Annotated in this window: 11 protein-coding genes; 7 read left to right on the top strand and 4 right to left on the bottom strand. The window is 70.3% G+C overall.

The genetic code is table 11. The annotated features are described in order from the left end of the window. Positions 1–84: 84 nt before the first annotated feature. Positions 85–1,176: an iron-siderophore ABC transporter substrate-binding protein gene (locus G6028_RS03505; RefSeq protein ID WP_179525108.1), complete on the bottom strand. Its 1,092-nt coding sequence runs from the start codon at positions 1,174–1,176 to the stop codon at positions 85–87. Between the two features lie 210 nt (positions 1,177–1,386). Here G6028_RS03505 and G6028_RS03500 point away from each other — a divergent pair, with 210 nt between their 5' ends. The 4 genes from G6028_RS03500 to G6028_RS03485 are packed head-to-tail and all read left to right on the top strand — an operon-like array spanning position 1,387 to position 7,313. Continuing rightward, a complete protein-coding gene (locus G6028_RS03500; RefSeq protein ID WP_182658054.1) occupies positions 1,387–2,877 on the top strand; it encodes a pyridoxal-dependent decarboxylase in 1,491 nt (496 codons plus the stop codon). Further along, positions 2,874–4,358, top strand: a complete 1,485-nt coding sequence (locus tag G6028_RS03495) for a lysine N(6)-hydroxylase/L-ornithine N(5)-oxygenase family protein (RefSeq protein ID WP_182658053.1) — start codon at positions 2,874–2,876, stop codon at positions 4,356–4,358. The genes G6028_RS03500 and G6028_RS03495 overlap by 4 nt, the downstream gene beginning before the upstream one ends. Beyond that, complete coding sequence (locus G6028_RS03490; RefSeq protein WP_182658052.1) at positions 4,355–6,916, top strand: GNAT family N-acetyltransferase; 2,562 nt, start codon at positions 4,355–4,357, stop codon at positions 6,914–6,916. The genes G6028_RS03495 and G6028_RS03490 overlap by 4 nt, the downstream gene beginning before the upstream one ends. Before the next feature lie 10 nt (positions 6,917–6,926). Beyond that, positions 6,927–7,313 carry an MmcQ/YjbR family DNA-binding protein gene (locus G6028_RS03485; protein WP_179525103.1) on the top strand — a complete coding sequence of 129 codons (387 nt, stop codon included), beginning with the start codon at positions 6,927–6,929 and terminating at the stop codon, positions 7,311–7,313. A 6-nt stretch (positions 7,314–7,319) separates the two neighbouring features. Here the strand turns inward: G6028_RS03485 and G6028_RS03480 are convergent, their stop codons facing one another. Continuing rightward, the gene (locus G6028_RS03480) at positions 7,320–7,892 is read right to left on the bottom strand and encodes a hypothetical protein (RefSeq protein WP_179525102.1); all 573 of its coding nucleotides are present in this window, start codon (positions 7,890–7,892) and stop codon (positions 7,320–7,322) included. 219 nt (positions 7,893–8,111) lie between these two features. Here G6028_RS03480 and G6028_RS03475 point away from each other — a divergent pair, with 219 nt between their 5' ends. Further along, a complete protein-coding gene (locus G6028_RS03475; protein ID WP_182658051.1) occupies positions 8,112–9,257 on the top strand; it encodes an alkaline phosphatase family protein in 1,146 nt (381 codons plus the stop codon). Positions 9,258–9,270: 13 nt separating this feature from the next. Here the strand turns inward: G6028_RS03475 and G6028_RS17565 are convergent, their stop codons facing one another. Beyond that, complete coding sequence (locus tag G6028_RS17565; protein WP_241730507.1) at positions 9,271–10,062, bottom strand: serine/threonine protein kinase; 792 nt, start codon at positions 10,060–10,062, stop codon at positions 9,271–9,273. A gap of 227 nt (positions 10,063–10,289) precedes the next feature. Further along, positions 10,290–11,765 (bottom strand): flavin-containing monooxygenase, encoded by a 1,476-nt coding sequence (locus G6028_RS03465; RefSeq protein ID WP_182658050.1) that lies wholly within the window; start codon positions 11,763–11,765, stop codon positions 10,290–10,292. A gap of 104 nt (positions 11,766–11,869) precedes the next feature. Here G6028_RS03465 and G6028_RS03460 point away from each other — a divergent pair, with 104 nt between their 5' ends. After that, on the top strand, positions 11,870–13,051 hold the full coding sequence (locus G6028_RS03460) for a zinc-dependent alcohol dehydrogenase (protein WP_182658049.1): 1,182 nt from the start codon (positions 11,870–11,872) through the stop codon (positions 13,049–13,051). A 40-nt stretch (positions 13,052–13,091) separates the two neighbouring features. Next, on the top strand, positions 13,092–13,829 hold the full coding sequence (locus G6028_RS03455; protein WP_179525098.1) for a histidine phosphatase family protein: 738 nt from the start codon (positions 13,092–13,094) through the stop codon (positions 13,827–13,829). The last annotated feature ends 163 nt before the right edge of the window (positions 13,830–13,992 follow it).

Here is a 13,992-nt window from a genome sequence, read left to right as displayed (position 1 = left end):
CCCCGGTGCGGAGGTCCGCACCGGGGCCGCCGGCGGCCCCGCGGGTGCGGGGTCGCTCCGGCTCGTCGCGGTCACCTGCATCGGTCAGTTCTGCTCCGCGGCGGCGATGATGTCCGGGACCACGTTGTCGAGCGCCCAGGGCAGGCTGAGCGGCGACGCCGCCGAGATGGACAGCACCTGCTGCTCGTCGGTCTGCACCACCATCCGGCCCGCCTCGACCGCGGGGATGCGACCCAGCAGCGGATCCGCCTCGATCGCGGCGCGCACGTCGGGCGACGCCGCGTAGGTGACCAGGATGTCCGAGACGAGCTCGTCGGCCCGCTCGGGTGACCAGGTGACGGCGAACTGGTCGGCGGCGCCGGTCGAGGCCTCGGAGACGACGGGGGCCTGCACCATCCCCAGCTGCTCGAGGAATCGCGGTCGGTTGTCCACGTCGGTGAACGCGTAGATCTTCTCGGCCGCGTCGGGATCCACCGTGCCGTAGATGAAGGTCGTCCCCCGGACGCCCGGGTGATCGTCGGCGACCTGGGCGATCCGGTCCTCCACCTCGTCGATGAGCTCCTCCGCCCGCTCCGAGCGGCCGAGCGCCTCGCCGATGAGGCGGGTCGAGTCCTGCCAGGGCGTACCGAAGGCCACGTCACCCTCGGGCATCGCGATGGTGGGGGCGATCTTGGACAGGGTCTCGTACTCCTCGGCGGTCATCCCGGAGTAGGCACCCAGGATGACGTCGGGCTGGAGCGCGGCGATGGCCTCGGTGTTGATGCCGTCCGTCTCCGAGTACAACTCCGGCATCTCGCCGCCCACCGACTCCAGTTCGGCGTCGAACCAGTCGGTGGATCCACCGGCGTTGCCGCCGAACGAGTTCCGCGGCATGCCCACCGGAACCACTCCCAGCGCCAGCGAGACATCCGCGTTGACCCAGGAGATCGTGGCCACCCGCTGGGGCGGTTCGGTGATCTCCGTCTGCCCGTACGCGTGGGTGATGGTGCGGGGGAACTCCCCGTCGCGCTCGACGTCGGTCGCCGTGGCCGGGTCCTGCGATCCACCCACTGAGCCCGTCGTGCACCCGGCCAACACCGCCAGTGTCGCGAGGAGCGCGGCCAGGAGCAGCACGACCCGTGCGCGATCGGGGGCGTCGACCGCACGGACACGGGATCGGACGGTGAGTGGACTCATGGGGTCTCCGATGGGATAAAAGCCGCTTAGGCTTGGCTTACCTTATCGGGGCAACAGTAGAGCGACGATGCGCCGAAACGCAAGACCGTACTCCCACATTCCCACTTCGCCTGGGGCACAACGTGACTCATGTCACCCTAGTGTTGATAAGGCAAGCCTACCCTCATAACGTTCGCCGGTACCTACGTCCCCGATCAGTTCGGAGCACCCGTGAACGAACACCTGTTGAGCCACCGGAGCAGGAAGGACCACGCCGCCGCCCTGGCCGCGGCGACCGCCGAGGTCGGTCGATACCTCGACGGTCGTACCACCCCGCGCTCGTCCGCCTCTCCCGCGCATCTCGCGTCACAGACCGCGGCGGTGGATCTGTCGACCCCGCTGGGGACGCTCGACAAGGCCCTGGTGGAGGTGCGTGCGCTCTACCTCGACCACGCCGTGGGGTACCACCACCCCCGCTACCTCTCGCACCTCAACTGTCCGGTCACGATCCCCGCGCTGGCCGCCGAGACGCTCGCCACCTCCGTCAACACCGCGGTGGAGACGTGGGACCAGGGCACCTCGGCGTGCCTGATCGAGCAGAGACTCGTCGACTGGGTCGCCGACCTGATCGAGTTCGACCGGCCGGACCGGGTCACGCCGGACGGCGTCTTCACCACCGGCGGATCGCAGTCCAACCTCCAGGGGTTGTTCACCGCTCGCGAGGATCGACTCTCCCGCCCCGGCCCCTGGGGGACCACGCCCGCGGACCGTTGCGCCCGTCTGTCCCGACTGCGGATCGTCACCGGCGAGCACGCCCATCTCAGCGTGGTCAAGGCCGCGCGTCTGCTCGGCCTGGCGCCGGACGCGGTGATCGTCCTCCCCGGGGACGGCGACCGCATGGACCCCGCCACCCTCGACCGCGCCCTGGCATCCGTGGCGGACGCCGGTGACGAGGTCGCGGCCGTCGTCGCCCTGGCCGGTACCACCGACCACGGCGCGATCGACCCGTTGCGTGAGATCGGACTGGTCTGTCGCCGTCACGACGTCTGGTTGCACGTGGACGCCGCCTACGGCGGCGGGTTGCTGGTCTCCCCCACCCGCCGCGATCTCCTCGACGGGATCGGGCTGGCCGACTCGGTGACCGTCGACTTCCACAAGACCTTCTTCCTGCCGGTGGCCGCATCCGCTCTTCTCCTGCGGGACGGCTCCGGTTTCCGCCACTCCACCGTCAGCGCCGACTACCTCAACCCCGCGGACGGTGACGATCACGCCGTGGACAAGTCCCTGCAGACCACCCGCCGCTTCGACGCGTTGAAGCTCTGGATGACGCTGCGCGTACTCGGCGCCGACGGGATCGGCCGCATGCTCGACGACGCGATCGACGTGGCCCGGCGGATCGGTCGGACCATCGACTCCGAGCCCGACCTCGAGCTGGTTCGCAGGCCGGCACTGTCGACCGTCCTCTTCCGCCCCCGGCCCGAGGGGTGTGACCCCGACGAGTCCGACGCCCTGGTCCGTCCCGTCAGGGACGCGCTGTTCGCCGAGGGACGGTCGGTGGTCGCGGCGACGGTGGTGGACGGCAGACCGTGCCTCAAACTCACGATCCTGGACCCGGAGCTGTCCGACCGGGACGTGGCGGCCGTGCTCGCCGACGTCCGCGAGGCCGCCCGGTACCTGGCCGAGGGGATGCGCCAGGCCACCACCGCGGGGGTGATGTCATGAGCGGGAAGATCCACGACCTGCTGGGGGTGGGCATCGGTCCGTTCAACCTCGGGCTGGCGTGCCTCGCCGACCCGCTGGAGATCGACGCCGTATTCCTCGACTCCCGCGAGGGCTTCGCGTGGCACCACGGACTCATGTTCGACGACGCGACCATCCAGGTGCCGTTCCTCGCCGATCTGGTCACGCTGGCCGACCCCACCTCTCCGTACTCGTTCCTGTCCTATCTCAAACAGGTGGGCCGGTTGTATCCGTTCTACATCCGCGAGAACTTCCAGCCCCTGCGCGCGGAGTACGACGCGTACTGTCGCTGGGCCTCCGAGCGGGTGGGTGGACTCCGGTGGGGACGGCAGGTGGTGGACGTCCGGCGCGAGGCGGCACAGGGCGCCGGGGGCGGGCCGGACGGGGGGAACGGAGGGACCGACGACGACGAGGACGGGCCCGTCTACCGGGTCACCGCGATCACCTCCGACGGCACGGAGACCTACCGCGCCCGGCACCTCGCACTGGGGATCGGCACCACCCCGTGGTCGCCTGTCGACACGGACTCGCTCGACGGCGCCTCCCCACACGCGGGCCGACGGGTCGCGCTGCACGCTGCCGACTACCTGCACCGGCGCGAGGAGCTGCTCGGGTTGGACTCGGTGACCGTCGTGGGCAGCGGCCAGTCGGCCGCCGAGATCTTCCACGACCTGGTGGCGACGTCCGGGCACTCCGGCCCCCGCGTGGACTGGATCACCCGGTCCCCCCGGTTCTTCCCCATGGAGTGCACCAGGCTCACCCTGGAGATGACCTCCCCGGAGTACATCGACCACTTCCACGGTCTCGACGCCGGCACCCGGGACCGGTTGCTGCGCGAGCAACGGTCCCTCTACAAGGGCATCGACGCCGAGTTGATCAACGAGATCCACGATCTTCTCTACCGCCGGTCCGCCCACGGACTGGACACCGGGTTGCTGGTGGCCGCGACCGCCCTGGACGGGGCCACCGTCGACGAGTCGGGGATCCGCCTGGACCTGCACTGCAACGACACCGGCCGGGCCTGGCAACACCACACGGACGGTCTGGTGATGGCCACCGGTTACTCCGCCACCGCTCCGCGGTTCCTCGACGGGATCGCCTCGGAGATCGACTGGGAGGACCCCGGACCCGGGCGGGCCGGCGAGGGCAGGCCCCGTCGCTACCGCGTGGCCCGCGACCACACCATCGACCTGGCCCATCGGCGTGTCCATGTCCAGAACGCCGAGGAGCACACCCACGGGCTCAGCGCCCCGGACCTGGGGATGGGGGCGATGCGCAACAGCATCATCCTGCGGTCCGTCACCGGTCGCGAGGTCTACCCCGTCGAATCACGCATCGCGTTCCAGCGGTTCGGCGCCCCGGCCGGCGAGTCCTGCCCCACCCGGGAGACCGATCCGACCCGAGCCGGGACGTCCGCCGTGCGCCACTCCCCCGCCGACCAGCAGGCCCAGGAGGCCCGATGAACCATCACACCGTCAGTACCCCCGCCGGGCTCGTCTCGCTCTCTTCCCTCTCCACGGACGCCGATACCGTCGGGACCCTCCACGCCTGGCTCTCGCACCCCGGGTCGGCGTACTGGGGCATGCGGCACATGGCGCCCGAACAGATCTCGGCGTTCTTCCGCGACTGGCAGAGCAGCCCACACCGGCAGGTCCACATGGTGCGTATCGACGGACTGCGAGTGGGGTTGGCGGTGTACTACGACCCGGCCGCGGTCGAGCTCGACGGCTCGTACCCGCACGAACCCGGGGACCTGGGTATGCACCTGCTGGTCGCCCCCTCGCGGACGCCCGTGCCGGGCACCACGGCCGCCGTGATCGGCGCGATCTGCGAGACCGCCTTCGGTCCGCAGGGCGCCCGACGCGTGGTGGTGGAGCCGGACATCCGCAACACCGCCGTGCACCGCCTCAACGCCCGAGCCGGCTTCCGGGAGGGCGGGGCGGTGGAACTCGCCGACAAGACCGCCCTGCTCTCCTTCTGCGACGTCGGGGACTTCCGGGCCTCCGAGATCGGGCGGACCACACGGGCCGTGTCGTCGTCACCCCCGTCGGCCGGTGCCGTGCCCCACGCGCACCTCGCCGGCCACGCGATGCGGCGGGCCCACCGTCACCTGTGCGCCAAGGCCCTGGCCGAGTTCTCCCACGAGCGACTCGTCTCGCCTCAGCCCACCGCGGACCCGGACGTGTACGAGGTGCGCGCGGCTGAGGAGAGGTGGCTGTTCCGCGGGCGGGTGCTGCCCCTGGAGCACTGGGTGGTGGACGAGGGTTCGCTGCGCCGGGAGGTCGCCGGCGAGCCGGTCGAACCCGACGCCCCGGCCCTCATCACCGCGCTGGCCCCGGTGCTCGGTATCCCCGCGTCACTCGTCGGCGTCTATCTGGAGGAGATCGCCGCGACCCTCGGGTCCGCCGCGTTCTGTCTGCACCACCGCGCCCGCCCCGTGCAGGAACTGGCCGGTGCCGACCTGCAGGAGGTCGAGGCCGCGATGACCGAGGGGCACCCGGGCTTCGTGGCCAACAACGGGCGCATCGGACTGGGGCTGACCGACCGACACCGCTACACCCCGGAGGCTCCCGCGACGGTACGTCTGGTGTGGCTCGCCGCCCGCCGTGAACTCAGCCACCTCGCCACCGTGACCGGACTGGAGGAGAACGAGCACTACCGTCGGGAGTTCGACGGTGACGACCTCGACCGGTGCGACACACGACTTCGGGAGCTGGGCCTCGATCCGGACGGGTACCGCCTCATTCCCGTCCACCCGTGGCAGTGGGAGCACAAGATCGCCGTGGCGTTCGGCCCCGACCTGGCCCGCCGCGACCTCGTCCACCTGGGCGAGTCCCGCAGTGAGTACCGCCCGCAGCAGTCCGTACGCACGTTCTTCGACGTGACCCGTCCCGAGCGCGGGTACGTCAAGACGGCACTGGCGGTGCAGAACATGGGCTTCACCCGCGGACTGTCTCCTCGGTACATGCGTGACACCCCGGCGGTCAACGACTGGGTGGCCGGTCTGGTGGCCGGGGATCCCGTGCTCCGGGCACTCGACTTCGGAGTCCTGCGCGAGGTCGCCGCCGTGGGGTACACAGGCGACGCCTACCACCGCGCAGCGGAGTCCGGCGTCTCGGACGAGGGGCCGCACACCAAGATGATCGCCGCCCTGTGGCGTGAGAGCCCGGTGCCGCGACTGGCGGAGGGCGAGCGGGCCTTCACGCTGGCCTCACTACTGCACGTCGACCTCCACGGGTGCCCCCTCGTCGTCGAACACCTGGAGCGGTCAGGGGCGGACGCCCGCACGTGGCTCCGCGCGCTGCTCGAGGCCTACGTTCTGCCGGTGGCCCGCTGTCTGCTCGCGCACGGGTTGGTGTTCATGCCCCACGGTGAGAACGTGATCGTGGTGATCGGCCCGGACCACCTGCCGCGCCGGGTGCTGTTCAAGGACATCGGCGAGGAGGTGGCCGTGGTGACCGACCGACCGCTGCCCGAGGGGATCGAGCGGATCCGGCACCTCGTGGACGCCGAGACGGCCGCGTTGAGCATCCACACCGACGTGATGGACGGGGTACTGCGTCACCTCGCCGCGATCCTCGACGAGTCCGGGGTCCTGACGGCATCGGAGTTCTGGGACGAGACCCGCCGGTGCCTGCTGGCGCTGGGCGGCGACGGCGACGGCGACGGCGACGTCGACCGGACTGAGGTCGACGAGGCGACCTGGCAGGCGCTGTTCGCGCCGCGGTTCAAGCACTCGTGCCTCAACCGCCTGCAGTTGCGCGACACCCGGCAGATGGTGGATCTGACCGATCAGGCGGGATCGCTGCAGTTCGCGGGCACCCTCGCCAATCCCCTCGCATCGAGCCCGACCGACCCCGCGGGTCGCGCGGGTCGCACGAATCGCGACGAGCGCACGGGTCACGAAGGTCGCACGAGACGCGAAAAGCGCACGAGTCGCGAAGAGCGTTCCGAACACGTCGGCCGAGAAGCAGGTGTGCGGAACGCTCTTCTCGATGACGGAGCCCGCAGCGTGTCGTAGCGTCACTGGGATGAACGGGCGGGAACTCCAGAAATGTGCGGCGATGCGGGCACGCGAACTACCGGCGTCGACCCTGGAGTTCCCGTTCGGGCCGGACGTCGACGTCTACAAGGTCCGCGGCAAGGTGTTCATGATCCACACCGTTGTCGACGACGAGCCCCTCGTGGTGATCAAGGCATCACCCTCGGACGGCCTCGCCCTCCGTGACGCGCACGCCGACATCACCCCCGGCTACCACATGGACAAGAGGCACTGGATCTCACTGCACCCCGGGGGGAGCCTCGGCCCCGACGTGGTCGAGGAGTTGGTCACGGAGTCCTACCGACTCGTGGTGGCCGGGCTCCCCAGCGCGCAGCGACCGGTCGAGCCGCACGCCTTCGGGCGCGGGCAACGCTGATCCGGCTCAGTTCACCGGAGCGGTCTCCGGCGAACCCTCGGGCGACACCGAGGACCCGGTGATCGAGCCGAGCCGCTCCTCGCCCAGCGAGCCCTCCACGGCGTCGGTCGCCGAGTCCGTGTTGACGGCTCCGGCCAGCGAGTCGCCCACCACGGGCACCCCGCCGATGACGGCGTCGACCGACCCCGGGACGTCCCCGCGCATCAGGAAGTCGACGGACTCCGCGACGGGCTTGACGACCATGCACACGACCCCGATGGGCGGCAGCGGGATGCCCGCCAGGTTGGCCGCCGTGCCGGCCACGGTGCCGACGCCACAGACGGCGCTGGCGACGGAACCGACCGGACCGGAGGTGTAACCGGGCAGCGAACCGGTGACGGAGGCCGGAAGCAGGTCGCCGGCGGAGCCGAGGCCGCCGCCGGTGTCCGCATCGGTGCCCGTTCCGGCGGACCCGGTGAGCGACGACGAGTCGAGGGCGCCCGACGACAGGCCGTCTGCGCTCTGGGCTGCGGCGGCGCCGGTCGAGAAGACGAGAAGTGCGGCGGCCAGCGCACCGGCGCAGGCGATGGATCTGGTCACAGTGATCTCCGAGCATGACGGGGGCGCGAGCCCCACGATGAGTTAAGGATTCTTGAGTCCATCACATATACGTCACGAGCGGGGCGGTGTTACGTCACGACCACCCCGTCGACACGTCACGACCACCACGTCGTCGCGTCACAACCTCCGCCCTGATGCCGTCCGCCCGCCCGGCGCCGGTCCGCACCGTTCGCGGGCGCGATCAGGGAGAGTGGAGCCATGACCGGGATCCCGACCACCCCCGCCGACCATTCGCTGGCAGACGTCATGCCGTCGATCGCCGCCTCGCTGGGCCTCGACCTCCGCAACCCACTGGCTCTCCCGCCCACGCGGGATACGGTGCTCGTCCTGGTCGACGGCCTCGGCGCCGAGCTCATCCGGCAGCACGCCGAGGTCGCCCCCACCCTCTCGGCGATGACCACGCGGATGATCTCCGCGGGGTTCCCCGCCACCACGGCCACGAGTCTGACCAGCCTGGCGGTGGGAGCGCCGTGTTCCCGCCACGGGATCGTCGGGTACAGCTTCGCGCTCCCGGACGAGGGTGCAGAGACACCTACCGTCTTCAACTCGCTCCGGTGGACCACGGGGTCGGCGGAGGGGCCCTCCGCACTGGACCGGTTCCCTCCCCGTGAGGTGCAGGTGCTGCCGAGTCTGCTCGAACTGCTCACCGAGGAGGGGGTCGACGTCACCTACGTCATGCGCGAGGACTTCCGGGCATCCGGACTCACCCGCGCCGCGTTCCGGGCGGAGGGCGAGTACCGCCCGGCGATCTCACTGCAGGAGATCCGCGAGGCGATACTCGGTGTCGTCGCCGCTCCCTCGACGTCCAGACGGTTCGTCTATTCCTACTTCGGAGACCTCGATCTCATCGGGCACATCCACGGTCCGGGCTCCCCGGAGTGGATCCAGTCGTTGCGCGAGGTGGACGCCTTCGTCGCCGACCTGGCGACGGATCTGCCCCCCTACTGCGGGATGCTCGTCACCGCCGACCACGGCATGGTGGCCGCGGAGACCGTGATCGATATCGATGCCACCCCGTCGCTCCTCGCGGACGTCGAGGCGGTCGCCGGCGAGGCCCGGGTACGGCACGTGCACGCACGGGCCGGGTCGGAGTCGGCGGTGTTGGCCGCCTGGCGCGAGGAGTTGGCGGGGCACGCGCGGGTGCTGAGCCGGGAACAGGTGCTGGACGAGCAGTTGTTCGGGCCGGGCCGGGAACATGCGGACCGTCTGGGTCACGTCATCGCGGTCGCCACCGGCGGCGTCATCCTCGCCCGCACCCACCACGAGAAGATGGAGTCGGGCCTCCTCGGTCATCACGGGGCCAATACCGCGGCAGAGCAGCACATCCCACTCATCCTGCGGTGAGCCGCCGGCCTGTTCAGCAGGTGACCAGCGTCGACGGGTCGCTGGTGGAGTCCAGCCAGCGACCGTAGGCGGGTGGCCCCATCGCTCGCACGTCTGCGCACAGCTCCTGCCGGGAGTACCCGGAAGCACGGTAGACGGCATAGATGACGTTGCCGTTCTCATCCCTCGCGCGCAGCGATGGGCACGCCATGTCGGTGCGTAAGTAGGACGCACCCGGGTTCCGCGCCAGTGCTGCAGCGATCTCCTGCGCGTACTCACCCGGGGTGACGGCGGAGTACAGGACCACGATCCCCCGGCCATCGCACGCGGGGCGGGACATCGGGACATTCAGTCCCAGATCGCCGGTCGGTGCGGCCGAGGACCGGCAGTCGTCCAGGACCGCGGCGATCTCGGCGGGCATGCCGTCGGCCTCCGCCTCCTGACGGCACGTTGTGGACGGGATCCCGGTGTATCGGTTCCAGCTCCCATCGACACGGCTCACTATGTACTGCGTATCCCCGGCGGGTTCGCCCTGCTGTACGAAGACGTGCGCCAGTGCCCACGCCCCCGCGCACCGGTCCACGTTGACGTTCCGACGGGCGATACCCGCCTCCCTCGCGATCTCGTCCGGGTCGCAGTCGGAGGTCCGTGCTGATGGAGAAGCGGTTGCAGCTGGCATCGTCTCAGGGACGGGGGACCCCGTAGCCGGTTCCACGGAGGTCGTCGTCGGCTCTGGCACCGCACCCGGTTCGCCGCCGTCCGAGGCGACGAGGTAGCCGGCCGCGCCGGCGAGGACGACGAGCAGCACCACGATGAGCCCACCCATCACCCACATGAGGCCGTTGCGAGAGCGAGCCTGTGGACCCGTTCCGTAAGCCTCCTGCCCCCACCCCCCGTCGTTGCCTCGGTGACCGTCCCAGCTGGAACCGTCCCAACCGGAGCCACCTGACGGATTGCTCATAGTCACCACCATCGACACTGCCGACGAGTCGGCCTACGTCCGGAGAATGACAGTCACTTTATCCACCTCGCGACCGGCAGCGCACCGCATTCTCAGGAGCCGAGCAGGACCGTCGTGAAGTCCTGCTCGTCGGGGTGGTCGAGCATCTCCCCCATCCGCTTCCGGTCGAAGGGCCAGAGATCGATCTCACCGCCGGCGGTCTGGTACCAGGACGTGCACCCGGTGTTCCACACCGTCGGTCCCATCGCCGCACCCACCGCGCGGGAGAACTCGGCGGTCGCCCGCTCGGTCACCTCGACCGCGTCGAGCTCGCCGAGCCGCCATCGCTCGATCCACTGCGCGATGTAACGCGAGGTGAGCTCTGCCGAGAACTGCAGTGGGATCGATCCGGTCGGCGAGTTGGGGCCGAGGACGGTGAAGAGATTGGGGAATCCCGGGATCGCGGTCATCCGGTATGCGCGCGGACCTGCGGCCCAGGCCTCATCGAGACTCAGGCCGTCGCGGCCGGTGATCCGCATGGGCCGCATGTACTCGTGGGTTCGGAAACCCGTGGCCAGCACGATCACGTCGACCTCGTGGTGGACACCGTCGCCGGTACGGATGCCGGTGGGCGTCACCTCGGAGATCGGACCCGTGACCAACTCCGCGTTGGGGGCGGTGATTGCGCGGTAGTAGGTACCCGAGACCACCTGGCGCTTGCACAGTGGTTCGTAGTCCGGGGTCAACGCCTCCCGGAGCCGACGATCGCGGACCTGCCGACGGAGACTCACGCGGGCGTAGGCCTGCACCGCGCGACGCCGCCAGGTCGGCTTGAGGACCACGTCCGCCAGGATCCCCGAGGCCCACAGGGCCGTCGCGTACATCCTCCGCTGCGATCCGGGTGACCGACGGAGCAGGGCGGTGAGCGGTGCGGGCTGCCGCACAGTCATCGGCGCCCACAGGATCCACTGCGGGGATCGGGCGAAGTGCAGAAGCCGTGACGCCTCCGGCTGCAGGGCGGACACGATCTGCACTCCCGTGGAACCGGAGCCGATCACCGCCACCCGGGACCCGCCGGTCTCCAGCCCGGGATCCCAGCGGGCGGTGTGGACGACCGGTCCGGCGAACGAGTCGAGCCCGTCGATATCGGGCACGTACGGGTGGTGCAGCACCCCGGTCGCGCACACCACGAAGTCCGCGTGCAGCACCTCCCCCGCTGCCGTCGTCACCGTCCAGGTGGCGGACTCGTCGTCGTACACGGCGTCCGTCACCTCGGTCCCGAGCCGCAGCCAGGCGTTCAGACCGACCCGGTCCACCACGTCCCGGTGGTACCGCTGGATCTCCTCCCCCGATGCCCAGACGTGTGACCAGTCGGCCTTGGGGGCGAACCCGAACTGGTAGAGCTGGGAGGGAACGTCGCAGGTCAGACCCGGATAACGGTTCCAGTGCCACACCCCACCGACGTCGGTGCCCTTCTCGCAGATCGTCACGTCGGTCAGCCCGGCCCGCATGAACGTGTGCGCGGCGGCTATCCCCGCGACCCCCGCGCCGATGATCACCACGCGGGGTTGGCGGAGATCGGTCACCACTCAGGTCTACCTCCTCGGGCGACCGGATGCGTCGACTCCCGCGGCCTCGTAGCGTCGGTGATATGCGTGAGCGCGCATGACACGACCAGCGAGAGGAGCCTGCCATGAAGGCGGTCACCTGGCACGGCAAGCGCGACGTCCGCGTGGACGAGGTACCCGATCCCAGGATCGAGGATCCCACCGACGCGATCGTCAGGATCACCAGCACGAACATCTGCGGATCCGACCTACACCTGTACGAGGTGCTCGGGCCGTTCATGAACGAGGGCGACATCCTCGGCCACGAGCCGATGGGGATCGTCGAGGAGGTGGGGTCCGGTCTCTCCGACCTGAAACCCGGCGACCGCGTGGTGATGCCGTTCCAGATCTCGTGCGGCCACTGCTACATGTGTGACAAGGGCCTCAATACTCAGTGCGAGACCACCCAGGTCCGTGACCAGGGTATGGGCGCGGCACTGTTCGGGTACTCCGAGCTGTACGGCAGCGTCTCGGGCGGTCAGGCCGCGTACCTGAGGGTCCCGCAGGCCCAGAACACCACCATCCAGGTGCCGCACGAGCACACCGACGACCGGTACCTGTACCTGTCCGACGTGCTGCCGACGGCCTGGCAGGCGGTCGAGTACGCGCAGATCCCCGACGGCGGGACGGTCGTCGTCCTGGGGTTGGGACCGATCGGCGACATGGCCGCCCGGATCGCCGCCCACCGCGGACACCGCGTCATCGGAGTGGACCCGGTCGCGGAGCGCCGGGCCCGGCAGGCGCACCGGGGTGTCGAGGTACTCGACCCCTCCGAGCTCCCCGGTGAGCTGGGCGACGTGATCCGCGACATGACCGACGGCCGCGGGCCGGACTCCGTGATCGACGCGGTGGGGATGGAGGCACACGGGTCCCCCGTCGCCACGGCGGCCCACGCGGCCGTGGGGATGCTCCCGAAGTTCCTGGGCAAGAAGATGATGGAGCACTCGGGAGTCGACAGGCTCGCCGCGTTCTACTCCGCCATCGACATCGTGCGCCGCGGTGGGACCATCTCGCTGTCCGGCGTGTACGGCGGTGTCGCCGACCCGTTGCCGATGCTGACGATGTTCGACAAGCAGCTCACGCTCAAGATGGGGCAGGCCAACGTCAAGCGCTGGGTGCCGGACATCATGCCGCTGCTCACCGATGCCGACCCGCTGGGCGTGGACGACTTCGCCACGCACCGGCTCCCACTGTCGGACGCCCCCCACGCTTACGAGATCTTCCAGAAGAAGCAGGACGGGGCCGTGAAGATCGTCCTCACGCCGTGAGTCCGGGGACGGGCGGGATGCGGATGGGTAGGTTGCGGATATGACCGAACTGTCCCGACTCCTGCTCGTCCGCCACGGGCAGAGCGTGGGGAACATCGCCGACGACGAGGCCCGGGCCGCCGGGGCGCACCGCCTCGACCTGGACTACCGGGACGCCGACACACCCCTGTCGGATACCGGGTTCACGCAGGCGTCGGCGGTCGGCGCGTGGCTCGCCGACCTGCCGGAGGAGCACCGACCCACGGTGTGGTTGACCTCCCCGTACCGGCGCGCGGCGGACACCGCCGCCGCCGCGCTGGAGGCCGCCCGCCTGGACGCCACTCTCCTCACCGACGAGCGGCTGCGCGAGCGTGACCTCGGGATCCTGGACGGATTCACCGGACACGGTATCCGTGACCGCTTCCCGGAGGAGGCGGAGCGGCGCGACCGGATCGGGAAGTTCTACTACCGGCCCCCGGGCGGTGAGAGCTGGACGGACGTGGTCCTCCGCGTGCGTTACCTGCTCACCGACCTGCGCCAGCAGTACGCCGGTGAACGGTTGTGCGTCTTCAGCCACCAGGCGGTGATCATGGGGTTCCGGGTGGCGCTGGAGCAGATGGCCGAGCAGGACATCCTCCACGTGGACCGGGCGGACCCCCTACCCAACTGCTCGGTCACCACGTACCGGCACGGCGGCGCGGCGCTGGAACTCGAGCGGTACGCCGACACCACGGCCGTGGAGCGGGCCGCGGCACCGACGACCCGCGAGGGATCCGCGGCGGACGAGGACGGCCGGTGAACGGCGGTCCGTCGGAGAAGGAGATCGTCCTGACCTCCCACCGTCTGCGGGGCTGGGCTCTTCCCGCGCCGGGCGGCGGCAAGGAGAGCCGGGGCCGGGTGCTCGTGGTGGGAGGCGGTCGCACGACCCCGGGCGGGGTGCTCCTCGCCGCGGAGGCCGCGCT

The sequence above is a fragment of the Dietzia cercidiphylli genome (assembly GCF_014145145.1).
GTDB classification, from domain to species: domain Bacteria; phylum Actinomycetota; class Actinomycetes; order Mycobacteriales; family Mycobacteriaceae; genus Dietzia; species Dietzia natronolimnaea.
This window is presented reverse-complemented; position numbering and strand designations above follow the sequence as displayed.

Bases quoted from the DNA above. Each gene is read 5' to 3' on its own strand.
- G6028_RS03490 (WP_182658052.1), top strand. From the start codon at position 4,355: ATGAACCATCACACCGTCAGTACCCCCGCCGGGCTCGTCTCGCTCTCT.
- G6028_RS03495 (WP_182658053.1), top strand. From the start codon at position 2,874: ATGAGCGGGAAGATCCACGACCTGCTGGGGGTGGGCATCGGTCCGTTC.
- G6028_RS03475 (WP_182658051.1), top strand. From the start codon at position 8,112: ATGACCGGGATCCCGACCACCCCCGCCGACCATTCGCTGGCAGACGTC.
- G6028_RS03455 (WP_179525098.1), top strand. From the start codon at position 13,092: ATGACCGAACTGTCCCGACTCCTGCTCGTCCGCCACGGGCAGAGCGTG.
- G6028_RS03505 (WP_179525108.1), bottom strand. From the start codon at position 1,176: ATGAGTCCACTCACCGTCCGATCCCGTGTCCGTGCGGTCGACGCCCCC.
- G6028_RS03485 (WP_179525103.1), top strand. From the start codon at position 6,927: ATGAACGGGCGGGAACTCCAGAAATGTGCGGCGATGCGGGCACGCGAA.
- G6028_RS17565 (WP_241730507.1), bottom strand. From the start codon at position 10,062: ATGGGTGGGCTCATCGTGGTGCTGCTCGTCGTCCTCGCCGGCGCGGCC.
- G6028_RS03460 (WP_182658049.1), top strand. From the start codon at position 11,870: ATGAAGGCGGTCACCTGGCACGGCAAGCGCGACGTCCGCGTGGACGAG.